This window comes from Streptomyces sp. NPDC018833, from assembly GCF_044390825.1.
Classification (GTDB): domain Bacteria; phylum Actinomycetota; class Actinomycetes; order Streptomycetales; family Streptomycetaceae; genus Streptomyces.
Window position 1 is genome coordinate 346,647 of sequence record NZ_JBIRZM010000006.1, and the last position, 13,017, is coordinate 359,663.

The window sequence follows — 13,017 nt, forward strand, 5'->3', positions numbered from 1 at the left end:
GGGTGGGGGCGGGGGTGGGGGGGCGGGGGGGGGGGCTGGGGGCGCTCCCCCCCCGGGGGGGCCGGGGGGGGGCGGGCCTTGGGCCGGGCCCGCCTCCGTCACGTCCTTGTGTCCTGCGCCGCCGCCTGCTGCCCAGCGGTTCTTCTGTCCTGCGACGTTCAGATCCTGACCTGGACCGCGCGGGCGAGGCGGTCGTGCAGACCGCGGCCGTCTCGGTCCCAGACGAGTGCCGGCACGGCCAGGCACAGCAGCACGCTGCGGACGACGGCCCAGCCGAATCCGAGGCGGCCGCCGCGCTCGGAGACGACGCGCAGGCCGAGGAGCCGCTTGCCGGGACTGCAGCCGACGGTGCCGACCGTCAGCACACTCATGACGAGGAAGATCAGCAGGGCGCGGTTGGACGTCGCCTGCTGGTCACTGCCCGCGAACAGTCCGTATGCGATCAGGCAGCACAGTCCCCAGTCGAGAAACAGTGCTCCGAAGCGCCGTCCGAGGGGGGCCACAGAGCCCGGTCCCGTCTCCGGGAGACCAAGCCGCTGGCCCCGGTACCCGAAGTCGACACCCATGTCCTCGGCCGCCGCGCGGGGCCCGGAGAGCCACGATCCGATTGCTTGCCTGTTGTCCACCCGACCACGGTACTGCGCCCGCTTTGGATCACTTCGGCCCGGGTCCCCCAGCGGCCTGCAATGGGTGCCCGGCACCCGTGCCGGTTAACTTCTTCGAAACAAATGGGTCATGCTTGAGAAATCCGGCCTGCCTATGGTCGGGTCCAGCGTGTGCCACCGCACTGGCCGCACGGACGAGCTGCAACCCCGCCCCTCCCCGGGTGGGAGTAGGAGGAGTTGGATGTTCCAGAACGCCGACGAGGCCAAGAAGTACATCGCTGACAACGACGTAAAGATGGTTGACGTCCGGTTCTGCGACCTTCCTGGCGTCATGCAGCACTTCACGATCCCGGCGACGGCCTTCGACCCCTCGGACGAGCTGGCGTTCGACGGCTCGTCGATCCGCGGCTTCCAGGCGATCCACGAGTCCGACATGGCGCTGCGCGCGGACCTGTCGACCGCCCGCCTGGACCCGTTCCGCCGCGACAAGACGCTGAACATCAACTTCTTCATCCACGACCCGATCACGGGTGAGCAGTACAGCCGCGACCCGCGCAACATCGCCAAGAAGGCCGAGGCCTACCTCGCCTCCACCGGCATCGCGGACACGGCGTACTTCGGCCCCGAGGCCGAGTTCTACGTCTTCGACTCGGTGCGCTTCAACACCGCCGCGAACGAGGGCTTCTACCACATCGACTCCGAGGCCGGTGCGTGGAACACGGGCGCGGTCGAGGACAACCGCGGCTACAAGGTCCGCTACAAGGGCGGCTACTTCCCGGCCCCGCCGGTCGACCACTTCGCCGACCTGCGCGCCGAGATCTCCCTGGAGCTGGAGAGCGTCGGCCTCCAGGTCGAACGCCAGCACCACGAGGTCGGCACCGCCGGCCAGGCGGAGATCAACTACAAGTTCAACACGCTGCTCGCCGCGGCCGACGACCTGATGCTCTTCAAGTACATCGTGAAGAACGTCGCCTGGCGCAACGGCAAGACCGCGACCTTCATGCCGAAGCCGATCTTCGGCGACAACGGCTCGGGCATGCACGTCCACCAGTCGCTGTGGCAGGGCGGCTCGCCGCTCTTCTACGACGAGGCCGGTTACGCGGGCCTGTCGGACACCGCCCGCTACTACATCGGCGGCATCCTCAAGCACGCCCCCTCGCTGCTGGCCTTCACCAACCCGACGGTGAACTCGTACCACCGCCTGGTCCCCGGCTTCGAGGCCCCGGTCAACCTGGTCTACTCGCAGCGCAACCGCTCGGCTGCGATGCGTATCCCGATCACCGGCTCGAACCCGAAGGCCAAGCGCGTCGAGTTCCGCGCTCCGGACCCGTCGTCGAACCCGTACCTGGCCTTCTCGGCCCTGCTGCTGGCGGGCCTGGACGGCGTGAAGAACAAGATCGAGCCGGCCGAGCCGATCGACAAGGACCTCTACGAGCTCGCCCCCGACGAGCACGCGAACGTCCCCCAGGTCCCGACCTCCCTCCCGGCGGTCCTCGACGCCCTGGAGCAGGACAACGAGTACCTGCAGGTGGGCGGCGTCTTCACGTCGGACCTGATCGAGACGTGGATCGACTACAAGCGGACGAACGAGATCGCCCCGATCCAGCTGCGGCCGCACCCGCACGAGTTCGAGCTGTACTTCGACATCTAAGAACGCCACAGGTCAGAGTGGGTTTCCCCTCGCCTGGGCCGTGTGTGGACCGTCGGCCGTGTTCTTCCATCACCGGAAGGCACGGCCGACGGCCTTTTTTCGCTCAGCTGCTCCGGCGTCCGACTCGCCGTCCCTGGCCTCGCAGTCGACGGTGCTCCCGCCGAGCGACTGCCCCGAAGTCTGTTCGGCAGCGGTACGCGCGATGAGCCCGAACCGTGCCTGCACCGTGCCGTTCCCCCTGAGGCCGGCAGCTCGGCGCGAACGACCGGGCCTCGCGAGAGAAGGCGTCGCGGCGTTCCCGACCGGGCAGTGTGACACTCCCCTGGGTGCGCGCCGTGCCCGGGCGCCTCTACGATCCATGCCCATGGGGATCACCGTGCAGAAGCTGACGTACTACCCGATCAAGGGCTGCGCCGGGATCGAGGTGCGATCCGCTGTGGCCGGCGGGACAGGGCTCGAGCACGACCGGACGTTCATGGTCGTCGATGCCCTCGACGGGACCTTCCGCAGTCAGCGGACGCATCCCGCCCTGGCCGCCGTACGGCCCGGGATGGGTGACGGCGGGCGCACCCTGCGCCTGCGGGCCGAGGGGGTCGAGGAGCTCGTGGTGGACGTGGATCCCGAGGGCAAGCCGCGTGCGGTGAGCCTGTTCGGCCGGCCGGTCGGGGACGCGGTGGACCAGGGGGACGCGGTCGCCGCATGGCTGTCCGAGGTGCTCGGAACCGCGTCGCGGCTGGTGCGGGTGCCCGAGGGGTTCGACCGGGACGGGTGGGGAGAGACACCGGGCAAGATCGCCTTCGCCGACGCGCATGCCGTGGCCGTCGTTTCCCAGGCCTCGCTCGACGGGCTGAACGCGCGGATCGAGGCGTCGGGCGGGACGCCGGTGCCCATGGACCGCTTCCGGGCGAACATCGTGCTCGACGGGTGCGCCCAGCCGCACGACGAGGACCTGATGCGGCGGCTGGAGATCGGGACCGTGCAACTCGCCCATTCCGTACGGGCGATGCGTTGTTCCGTGCCACTGGTCGACCAGGTCACGGGGCGGCGGGCGGGCCCCGAGCCGGTGCGCACGCTCGCGACGTACCGGCGGGAGCCCGCGTACGACAACAAGATCAGCTTCGGGGCGAAGGTGGCGGTGCTGCGGGGCGGCGCGCTGGCGGTCGGCGACGCTGTACGACCGCAGTGGTACGAGAACGGGGCGCCCGATCCCGAGCGCCCCGCTTCCTGAGCCTTTCCTCCGGGCCTCCTGAGCCTTTCCTCCGGTCAGCGCCCGTAGCGGATCAGGGCCCTGACCATCCGGCACGTCGTGTCGGACGGGACGTGCAGGCCGACGCGCTCGGCCACGTCCCGTATGCGGCGGTTGTCGGCTGTCGCCGGGTGGTAGACGCCGGCGTCGAGCAGGGCGATCGCGAGGCGCATCGCCTTCAGGCGGCGGTTGTGCGACACGTACCACTCACGCGGCTGTCCGGCCGGGAGCGGCTTCTTCTGAAGGGGGATCAGGGGCTTCGTCGTGAGTGTGGCAACGGCCATCGGCGACCTCCTGGCGCGGTGGCGGGACCATCCCGAACTACTGTTCATTCTACCGGCGGCCACTGACAATCGCCGCTGGCCAGACGGCATATGAAGCGGTGAGCGGTACGGTGTGCGGCATGGAGATCTGGATCAATCCCGCCTGTTCCAAGTGCCGCAGCGCCCTCACGCTCCTCGACGCCGAGGGCGCCGACTACACAGTGCGGCGTTATCTGGAGGACGTGCCGACCGAGGACGAGATCCGGGCGGTGCTGGGCAGGCTCGGCCTCGAACCCTGGGACATCACGCGGACACAGGAGCCCGCCGCGAAGGAGCTGGGACTCAAGGCGTGGGCTCGCGACGACGCATCGAGGGACCGCTGGATCTCGGCCCTGGCCCAGCACCCCAAGCTCATCCAGCGGCCGATCATCACGGCGGACGACGGTACGGCGGTGGTGGGCCGTACGGAGGGCGCGGTCCGGGACGCGCTGGGCCGCGGCTGAGCCGCGGACCCGGGCGGCGTACGGCGGTCGCGACTCCCGGCCGCGTAGGGCGGTCACGGCTCCCCACGACGTACGGCGTCGTCACCGTCTTCCAGCGGCGTACGGCGTCACCTCCTCCTGCGGCGTACGGAACGGTCGGCAACCGCCGGAGCTGCGTCCTCGCCGACCGGCGGGACCGGTCAGTGGCTGGATGCCCGCCGCGGCACGGCAGACGGCGCGACCGGCCGGCGGCGTGACCGGCTGAACGCGGCGCCGCGGGTGCGGGTGTCGGGCATCGCGGTGGGCGCCCGCACGCCGTGCTGGAGCTGCCGTGTAGGAACGAGCGGACCGTGGCCAAGGCGGCGGCACGGCAGGACTCGCGGTGGAGGGAGCCGGCCGACTGCCGGCATCCCCAGGTGGCGGGGCGGCGCGGGGACGGTCTGGTGGTGGGGAAAGCGACGCCGCCGGAGCACCCGTACGAGGGGGCGCCGGACGCGCTGTGCCGCACTGCCGCCGGGGTGAACGACGCAGGGCGGCGGGCGAACGGCCTTTGCCTTAAGGAATGTTAAGGAAGAGGCGGGCGTGAACGGTGAGCAGACGCCGACGGGTCCTCGTACGTAAGGGCACAAGGAACCAACCGGCCGCCCCCGCGGCCGGGGACAGGAGCCCTTACGTGTCACGCAAGAAGACCCTCAGCGGCAAGAAGAAGCTCGCACTCCTCGTCGGCGCGGCGGCGCTGGTCGGCGGCACTGCGGTTGTCATGACCGGAACAAGCCAGGCCTCCGCCGCCTGTGACGGGCTCACCCAGGCGATTCAGAACAACGAGAACTTCATCGCCGGTCAACAAGCCAGTCCGGACGCCCAGTCGGCGGCGCGCATCGCCAACCGGGAGGCGGTGATCGCACAGATCAGGGTCCAGCAGAAGGCCGCGGGCTGCGACGCCGGGGCGGGCGGCGGCGAAGCCGCACAGCCGCCGGCCCAGGAGGCGCCACCCGCCGGGGAAGCGCCGCCCGCCGAGGCACCGCCCGCGGATGAAGCGCCTCCCGCCGCCGGTGGTGACCAGGCCGGGGACCAGGCCGGTGGCGGTCAGGCCGGTGGCGGTGCGGCGGGCGAGGTCGTCTGCGCCGGCTCGACCGTGACCCTCTCCGGCGAGGGCGGCGCACCGGCCGCCTCCAGCAACCAGTTCCCCGTAGGCACCCAGCTCAAGGTGACCAACCTGGACAACAACAAGTCCACGACCGTCGAGGTCACGTCGGTGTCCGGCAGCTGCGCCCTGCTGAACAACGCTGCCTTCGAACAGGTCCGCGAGGCCGGCAAGTTCCTGATCCGCAACGCGCGTATCGAGCGCGTCGGCTGACGCCGGGCGGCCGGGTCCGCGCCCCACTCCCCCGCGGGCCCGGCCGCAGCCGGCCCGCAGGACGGTGCCCTCCGCGCTTCCCCTCCCCCCGCTGTCCCGGGGCCGAGCGCCCGCCTCCGAGCCGCACACTCGGAGTGCAGGACGGCACCGTCCTGCCTTCCCCGTTTTCCCGGCTCCCCCGCTCCCGGGGGCAAGGTCCTGTCGCCCGCTCCCCGCTCCGAGGCGCGGGCATCACCGCGCCGTTCCGGCCGCCTTCTGCTCGGCCTCCGCGAGGATCTCCGTGATCCGCAGCCCGAAACGGACGTCGCACGGGTGCGACCGGCCCGTCCGGATCACGCCGATGAGTTCGTTGACCGCCGTGCGGAACGACTCCACCGGATTGCCCCAGCCGTCCGGCAGTTCCGTCCTGCCCCGCTCCCCCACCAGCACCAGGCTCACGCCCGCCGCGTTCATGGGCGCGCCCAGGCCGAGGGTCGCCGTGCTGGACGCTCCACTCGTGTGGCGGAGCACCAGGTGCATGGTGTCCGAGGGGCCATGGGCCGCCGTCACCTCCACCACGTCGCCCAGCACCGGCAGCAGCGCGGACAGCGCGTGCGGGCCGACGTCCCACAGACCGCCCTTCTCGCGCCGCCACGGCGACGCGGCGAACGGGCTCTCCGCGCCCGGCGAGAACAGCGCCCCGAGCCACTGCGCATGGGCCGTGAACCAGCCGCCGGTCGCGGCCTGTTCCCCGATCCAGCGCGCAGTGTCCGTGGCGAACCGCAGCGTGCAGAAGACCACGGACGCCACCTTCGCCTCCTCAGCGGCCTGCGCGGCGTCGCGGGCAGCCGCGACCGTCGTCGCCACCGGCTTGTCCAGCAGCAAGTGGCAGCCGGCGGCGGCGGCCCGGACGGCGAGCGGTGCCTGTACGTCCGGCGGCACGGCGAAGGCGATCGCGTCGTTCGAGGCGAAGAGCGCGTCGATTCCGTCCTCTCCGGTGAACGCCGTCGTGCCGTGGGCGTCCGCGAGCGCGGCGGCCGCCTCGGGCCGCCGTCCCCACACCCCGCCGAGGACGACGTCCGGGTGGCCGGAGAGCGCGGGTGCCTGGGTCATGGCGGCCCAGGGGCCGGCGCCGAGAAGTCCGATACGCAGGTGCTTGGTCATGCCCACCAGTGTGCCCGCGCGTCCCTCGCTGAGCGCTTCCCACAGGGACGCCGCGTGGCGCGCCCGGGGGGAGCCGGCGGCCAGGTGTCTGGCGGCCGCACCACCCGAAAATGCACGCGGCACCACCGGCAACGGCGCACCAGTGCGGTGCATGCGACTCCTGTATACGACGCGAGGACGACAGCTTCGCCGCGTACGGGACCCGGCTGAGCACCCACGAGGGCGCACCGGAGCGGACGTCCGTGCGCGTCCGCCACCGGGTGGCAGAGCGGGACCGCGCCAAAGGGGTCGCAGGAGTGATCACGCATCCCGGATCACGGACCACGGATCGCAGGAGTGTGTCGCGTGTCTCAAGACGCCCGGGCCGTCGGAGGCGCGGATCCGCCGCGGGCATCCGCTGAACGTGCTCCACGCCCACGAACGGCACCCGGAAAGTGCCGGAAAGCACTGGGCACGGCCTGGCCGTATCAGGGATCCACGGACTCCGGAGCCCTGCTCAACGAGCACTCGGCAGCCCGCCGCGCACGCATGACACGCCGGGGAATACCTCGGATGTTTCGTGCGTAACGTGGGGTTCACAAGCGGGCAACGGCCGGGAAATCGCGAATTGCCAAGCTTCGCGGCATACCGCTGCACCCGCAAAGGATGAGGCCCGTGACCTTCAAGGCTGAGTACATCTGGATCGACGGCACCGAGCCGACCGCCAAGCTTCGCTCGAAGACCAAGATCCTGCCCGGCTCCTCGGCTGACCTCGCCGAGCTGCCCATATGGGGCTTCGACGGGTCCAGCACCAACCAGGCAGAGGGTCACGCCTCCGACCGCGTGCTCAAGCCCGTCTTCACCTGCCCGGACCCGATCCGCGGCGGCGACGACGTCCTGGTCCTGTGCGAGGTCCTCAACACGGACATGACCCCGCACGAGTCCAACACGCGTGCGGCGCTGGCCGAGGTCGCGGAGAAGTTCGCCGCGCAGGAGCCGATCTTCGGCATCGAGCAGGAGTACACCTTCTTCAAGGGCTCCCGTCCGCTCGGCTTCCCCGAGGGCGGCTTCCCCGCCGCGCAGGGCGGCTACTACTGCGGTGTCGGCTCGGACGAGATCTTCGGCCGCGACGTGGTCGAGGCGCACCTGGAGAACTGCCTCGCGGCGGGCCTCGGCATCTCCGGCATCAACGCCGAGGTCATGCCCGGCCAGTGGGAGTTCCAGGTCGGCCCGCTGGCGCCGCTGGAGGTCTCCGACCAGCTGTGGGTGGCCCGCTGGCTGCTCTACCGCACCGCCGAGGACTTCGACGTCTCCGCCACCCTGGACCCGAAGCCGGTCAAGGGCGACTGGAACGGCGCGGGCGCGCACACCAACTTCTCGACCAAGGCGATGCGCGAGGGCTACGACGCGATCATCACCGCGTGCGAGTCGCTGGGCGAGGGCTCGAAGCCGATGGACCACGTCAAGAACTACGGCGCGGGCATCGACGACCGTCTGACCGGCCTGCACGAGACCGCCCCGTGGAACGAGTACAGCTACGGCGTCTCCGACCGCGGCGCCTCGGTACGCATCCCGTGGCAGGTGGAGAAGGACCGCAAGGGCTACATCGAGGACCGCCGCCCGAACGCCAACGTCGACCCGTACACGGTGACCCGCCTGCTGGTGGACACCTGCTGCTCGGCGCTGGAGAAGGCCGGCCAGGTCTGAGCCGCTGAGCCCACCGAAGGGGCGTCCGCCGACGAGGCGGACGCCCCTTCGTCGTGCGTCCGCCCCTTCCGCCTGCGTCCGCCCCTTCGCCGTAGGGTGGCTCGCCTACTGGGGGGATCGACGACCCGACTTTCGGCGGCGCTGCGAGCCGGCGCCGGGCGATCACCGTCACGCCTCGTCTGGCGCAACAGGCTCCGTGGGGAGGTGGCCTGAGCGGAGCGGATGCAGGAAAGAGCACGTATCAACGGGTGGGAGGGGCCTGCTGAGTTCGCGGCGGTCTGCTTCAATGGGGCACATGACCGGCTTCCAGAACACCACGACGGGTCGCAGCGACCTCCAGCCGTTCTGGCCTTCCCGGCAGCACCACGACTTCGACCGGGTGTGTTGCCGCGCGGTGAACGCGCAGGCCCTCTAAAGCCGCTCCCCGGCCTTCGGCCAGCGCGCACGACGTACGTCCGTCCTCACGACGCACCGACGACTTCCTCCGCGCGAAAGAGCTGATCTCTCATGGCGAACAGCCGTTCCTTCTCCACCGCTTCCGCTGTCGCGTCCCCCGTACCGCAAGCCGCCCGTGCCACGGCCGACCGGACGGCTCCCCCGGCCCGCCACCACCGGCTGCGTGCCATCGACCAGGATGAGGTCGTGGACGTGGCGGACCTCCTGACGCCGGGCGCCACCTGGCTGCCCGCGCCGCCGCACGCCCTGCCCACGCTGCCGGGCCGGCCCCCGATGGTCGGCTACCTCGTCCTCGTACCGGCCGGTCAGCAGTCGCCCGTCGCCCCGGCCGCCGCGCAGGAGCGCCCCGCCGGCGCGGGCCCGGTGACGATCGACACGGTGCGCCGAACTGCCCGGGTGGACGGGCGGGAAATGGACCTGACCTACCTGGAGTTCGAGTTGCTGGCGCATCTGGTGGCGCACCCGCACCGGGTGCACACACGCGATCAGCTGGTGACCACCGTCTGGGGCTATGGTCACGTCGGCGACGGCCGGACCGTGGACGTCCATGTCGCCCGGCTGCGCCGCAAGCTGGGTGCCGAGCACCGCCGCACGATCGAGACCGTGCGGCGGGTCGGCTACAAGTACGCGCCCTGACACGCCGCGCCTCCGGGTCAGGGCTCGGGCTCCGGGTTCATAGGCGCAGGCCCCGGCCCCGGGTCAGGGCCAGGCCAGGGCTCCCGTCCGGTCCCAGGCCAGGGCCGTGGCTCCCGATCCGGCTCCCGTCCGGTCCCAGGTCAGGGCCGTGGCTCCCGGTCCTAGGCGCGGGCCCGGGCCAGGGCCTTCGAGACGGCGCCCAGCGCGATGTCGATCGCGAGGAACACCAGCAGGCTGATGCCGAGCATCGGCACGAACCAGCCGACGAGTGCCGTCGCGGCGGCGAGCGGCAGCAGCACCGTCACCGGTGCCTTGCGCCAGGCGCCGCGCGGCATGGGGCGGCCCGCCGACAGGGTGCGTTCCTTCGTGGGCCTGCGCTGCCACCACATGCGGTACCCCCACGCGATCAGCAGTATCAGGGCGACCATGAGCGCGGCGAGCGCCAGCTGGTTGGCCAGGCCGAACAGGACGCCCATGTGGCCGTCGATGCCGTACCGGGTCAGCTTGGCGAGCAACGGGTAGTCGTCGAAGCGGAGTCGGTCGATGACGCTGCCGTCGGCCGGGTCGACGGCGACCGAATCGAGGTGGACCGGGTACTGGGTGTCGGTCTCCTTGACGACGTATCCGGCGCCGTCGGCCGGCAGGATCACGGAGATCCGGCCGTCGACGCCGTAGCCGCGGGCCGCCGCCACGGCGTTGTCGATGCCGACGTCCGCGCCCGCGTGGCCGGCGTCGGAGCCGCCGCCGTGACCCTCGTGCCCTTCATGATCGCCGCCGCTGCCGCCGCCCGGCGCGAGTGCGGCCGAGACGACCGGGGTGGACCCGCCGAGCTGGGACTGCACCGCGTCGATGTTCTCGCCCGCGTAGCGGGACCAGGTCAGCCCCGTAGCCGAGAGCAGGACGAGACCGGTGACGGCCCACAGGCCGACGGAGCCGTGCCGGGACAGCGTCCTGCGACGGCCCCTGGTGCCGCGCTCGGGCCGGAAGAGATCGCGATTGGTACGGCGTCGGCGTCCGAACCACAGCACCAGCCCGCCCAGCGCGACGACCCACAGCCAGCTGGCGGCCAGCTCGCTGTAGTGCCGGCCGAGTTCGCCCAGCCGCAGATCGGCGTGGAACTCGGAGAGCCAGGCGCGCAGCGGGAGCGCGCCCGAGCTGCCGTACGAGGCGAGTTCGCCGCGTACGGCCGCGGTGTAGGGGTCGACGAAGACCGCCAGGGACGTGCCGTCCTCCACCGTGGGCGAGGTCATCAGTACGCGGGTGGTCGCGCCGTCCTCGTACGACGGCCACACCGCGGTCACCGTGCCTTCGGGGTGGGCGGCGCGGGCGGCGTCGACCTGTGCCGACAGCGGGACGGAACGTTCGCCGACGGGTACGCGCAGTTCATCGCGGTAGAGGAACGTCTCCGCCTGGAACGACAGCGAGTAGAGCAGGCCGCTGACGGCGGCGAGGAGGAGGAGCGGGGCGATCAGGAGGCCCGCGTAGAAGTGGAGACGGAGCAGGAGCGGGCGCAGCGCGCCGCGCGCTTCGGGAGCGGTGCTCGCGTCGGATTCGGGTGCGGTGCCCTTGCTGGGGGCGTCTGCGGACATGGTGGTCCCTGGGAGTCGGTGGTGACATGGGGAAACGGGCCCCCAGGTCAGACAGCGGCTCCGGGGGCCGTGGCGCGGGCAAGGGCGCACGCGGGCGGGCCCCTGCGGATCACGGTGTGCGCGAGGACGACGACACCGGGGCGGGGTACGCCGGACACCTCGACGACGGGGCTCGTCGCGGCGCGCGGCTCGGGCAGCCGTACGACGGCCAGCAGCAGCCGCAGCGGTGTGAACGCGAAGGCGAGCGCGGCGCGCGCGAGCCGGAAGAAGGCGGCCTCGCCGTGGGCCAGCCACAGGGCGCAGCCGGCGGCGGCAAGCAGGTGGACGGCGAGCATGCCGGTGTCGAAGGTCTCGACGGCGGTCTGCGCGGTGTCGTACTGCTCGTGCCGCGCGTGGTGGTGCGGTGCCGGTGTCAGTGCCGATGTCGGTGTCGACGGAGTGCGGCCCGCGCCGGAGAACAGCAGATGCAGTGTGCCCTGGACGGCGAGCAGCCCGGCGCCTATCGAGCAGGCGCCGCGGCGGCGGCCGGCCGCGCACCAGCCGGCGACGGCCGTCACGCCGAGCGCGGCGAACAGCCCGGAAGCAGGTACATCGTGCGCTGACCGGGACAAATGCCCTATGGCTGCCAGGATGACGGCCACCGCCGCGAACAGTGCGGCCCGTAAGGCGCGCATCGGCGACCGGGCATTCGTCATCGTCGGCTCATGCTGCCATTCCCGGAGCGGGGACGGGAAGTGACTCCCGGTACGGACCTTTCCGCAGGCGTTCTTCCGGTAGCAGAATCGCTGTGGCCGCGGTGGGCGGCGGGGGCAGAGTCGTGCTCATGAGACTTCTGGTGCTGGGCGGGACGGAGTTCGTGGGGCGCGCGGTCGTGATGGCGGCGCTCGCGCGGGGATGGCAGGTCACGGTCTTCCACCGCGGCAGGCATGCGGCGCCGGAGGGGGTGGTCGATCTCATCGGTGACCGGCTGGCCCCCGGCGGCCTCGCCGCGCTGGCCGACGGCGACTGGGACGTGGTCGTCGACACCTGGTCGGCCGCGCCGGCGGCCGTGCGTGACACGGCACGGCTGCTGGCGGGCCGGGTGCATCGCTGTGTCCATGTGTCGAGCTGTTCGGTGTACGCCTGGCCGCCGGCGGCCGGGTACGACGAGAGCGCGCCGCTGGTGGAGGGATCCCCGGACGCGGGTGACGTGCCGTACGCGCAGGCCAAGCGGGGCGGTGAGCTGGCCGTCCTCGACGCGTTCGGTGCCGCGCGCTCGCTGCTGGTGCGGGCGGGGCTGATCCTCGGCCCCTGGGAGAACGTCGGCCGCCTGCCGTGGTGGCTGATGCGGATCGCGCGCGGCGGCGACGTCGTCGCGCCGGGGCCGCGAGACACACCGTTGCAGTACATCGACGTCCGCGACCTGGCCGAGTGGACGCTCGACGCGGTGGAAGCGGGCCTGGCCGGCCCGTACAACGTGGTGAGCGAGCCAGGCCACACGACGATGGGTGAGCTGCTGGACGCGTGCGTGGCGGCGACCGGGTCGGCGGCGCGGCTGCGGTGGACACCGGCGGACGTGGTGCTGTCGGCGGGTGCCGAGCCGTGGTCCCACCTCCCGGTCTGGGTCCCGGCGGCGGAACGCCCCGAGATGCACGGAGCGGTGCACGGAGCGGGTGTGTCCCGGGCGCTGGCGGCGGGCCTCACGTGCCGGCCGGTGCGGGAGACGGTGCGGGACACGTGGTCGTGGCTGCGGTCGCTCGACGGCCCGGCTCCCCAGCGCCCGGACCGGCCGGAGGTCGGGCTCCCGCCCGCGCTGGAAGCGGCGCTGCTGGGCGGGCGGCCGGGGGCGTAGCGGGGGCGTGCCGGCCGGTGCACCGGAGGCCGCCGGCCGGGGCGATGGCTCCTCGGCCCCGGCGCGCCTGCG

General features: G+C 72.1%; 12 protein-coding genes. 7 read left to right on the top strand and 5 right to left on the bottom strand.

Going from position 1 to position 13,017, the window contains the following annotated elements; all coding sequences use genetic code 11:
* Nucleotides 1–158: 158 nt before the first annotated feature.
* Nucleotides 159–626: an RDD family protein gene (locus ACH5AF_RS15710; RefSeq protein ID WP_398902196.1), complete on the bottom strand. Its 468-nt coding sequence runs from the start codon at nt 624–626 to the stop codon at nt 159–161.
* A 220-nt stretch (nt 627–846) separates the two neighbouring features.
* Between ACH5AF_RS15710 and glnA the strand changes: the two genes are divergently transcribed.
* Nucleotides 847–2,256, top strand: a complete 1,410-nt coding sequence (glnA, locus tag ACH5AF_RS15715) for a type I glutamate--ammonia ligase (protein ID WP_398902197.1) — start codon at nt 847–849, stop codon at nt 2,254–2,256.
* A 364-nt stretch (nt 2,257–2,620) separates the two neighbouring features.
* The gene (locus ACH5AF_RS15720; protein WP_398902198.1) at nt 2,621–3,484 is read left to right on the top strand and encodes an MOSC domain-containing protein; all 864 of its coding nucleotides are present in this window, start codon (nt 2,621–2,623) and stop codon (nt 3,482–3,484) included.
* A 35-nt stretch (nt 3,485–3,519) separates the two neighbouring features.
* On the opposite strand, the gene ACH5AF_RS15725 is transcribed toward ACH5AF_RS15720, so the two are convergent.
* Entirely contained in the window at nt 3,520–3,786 is a 267-nt protein-coding gene (locus ACH5AF_RS15725) for a hypothetical protein (protein ID WP_398902199.1), read from the bottom strand.
* Between the two features lie 119 nt (nt 3,787–3,905).
* Here ACH5AF_RS15725 and ACH5AF_RS15730 point away from each other — a divergent pair, with 119 nt between their 5' ends.
* Nucleotides 3,906–4,268 (top strand): arsenate reductase family protein, encoded by a 363-nt coding sequence (locus tag ACH5AF_RS15730; RefSeq protein ID WP_398902200.1) that lies wholly within the window; start codon nt 3,906–3,908, stop codon nt 4,266–4,268.
* Between the two features lie 652 nt (nt 4,269–4,920).
* Nucleotides 4,921–5,604: a hypothetical protein gene (locus ACH5AF_RS15735; RefSeq protein ID WP_398902201.1), complete on the top strand. Its 684-nt coding sequence runs from the start codon at nt 4,921–4,923 to the stop codon at nt 5,602–5,604.
* 231 nt (nt 5,605–5,835) lie between these two features.
* Here ACH5AF_RS15735 and ACH5AF_RS15740 read toward each other — a convergent pair whose 3' ends face one another.
* Entirely contained in the window at nt 5,836–6,747 is a 912-nt protein-coding gene (locus ACH5AF_RS15740; RefSeq protein WP_398902202.1) for a Gfo/Idh/MocA family protein, read from the bottom strand.
* Between the two features lie 654 nt (nt 6,748–7,401).
* Here ACH5AF_RS15740 and glnII point away from each other — a divergent pair.
* Both glnII and ACH5AF_RS15750 read left to right on the top strand, forming a co-directional pair.
* Nucleotides 7,402–8,433 (top strand): glutamine synthetase, encoded by a 1,032-nt coding sequence (gene glnII / locus ACH5AF_RS15745; RefSeq protein WP_398902203.1) that lies wholly within the window; start codon nt 7,402–7,404, stop codon nt 8,431–8,433.
* A 507-nt stretch (nt 8,434–8,940) separates the two neighbouring features.
* Nucleotides 8,941–9,525 carry a winged helix-turn-helix domain-containing protein gene (locus ACH5AF_RS15750; RefSeq protein ID WP_398902204.1) on the top strand — a complete coding sequence of 195 codons (585 nt, stop codon included), beginning with the start codon at nt 8,941–8,943 and terminating at the stop codon, nt 9,523–9,525.
* A 161-nt stretch (nt 9,526–9,686) separates the two neighbouring features.
* On the opposite strand, the gene ACH5AF_RS15755 is transcribed toward ACH5AF_RS15750, so the two are convergent.
* Both ACH5AF_RS15755 and ACH5AF_RS15760 read right to left on the bottom strand, forming a co-directional pair.
* Nucleotides 9,687–11,114, bottom strand: coding sequence for a PepSY-associated TM helix domain-containing protein (locus ACH5AF_RS15755; protein WP_398902205.1), 1,428 nt, complete (start codon nt 11,112–11,114; stop codon nt 9,687–9,689).
* 47 nt (nt 11,115–11,161) lie between these two features.
* On the bottom strand, nt 11,162–11,809 hold the full coding sequence (locus ACH5AF_RS15760) for a hypothetical protein (protein WP_398902206.1): 648 nt from the start codon (nt 11,807–11,809) through the stop codon (nt 11,162–11,164).
* A gap of 128 nt (nt 11,810–11,937) precedes the next feature.
* On the opposite strand from ACH5AF_RS15760, the gene ACH5AF_RS15765 reads away from it, so the two are divergent.
* Entirely contained in the window at nt 11,938–12,945 is a 1,008-nt protein-coding gene (locus tag ACH5AF_RS15765; RefSeq protein ID WP_398902207.1) for an NAD-dependent epimerase/dehydratase family protein, read from the top strand.
* Nucleotides 12,946–13,017: the final 72 nt, after the last annotated feature.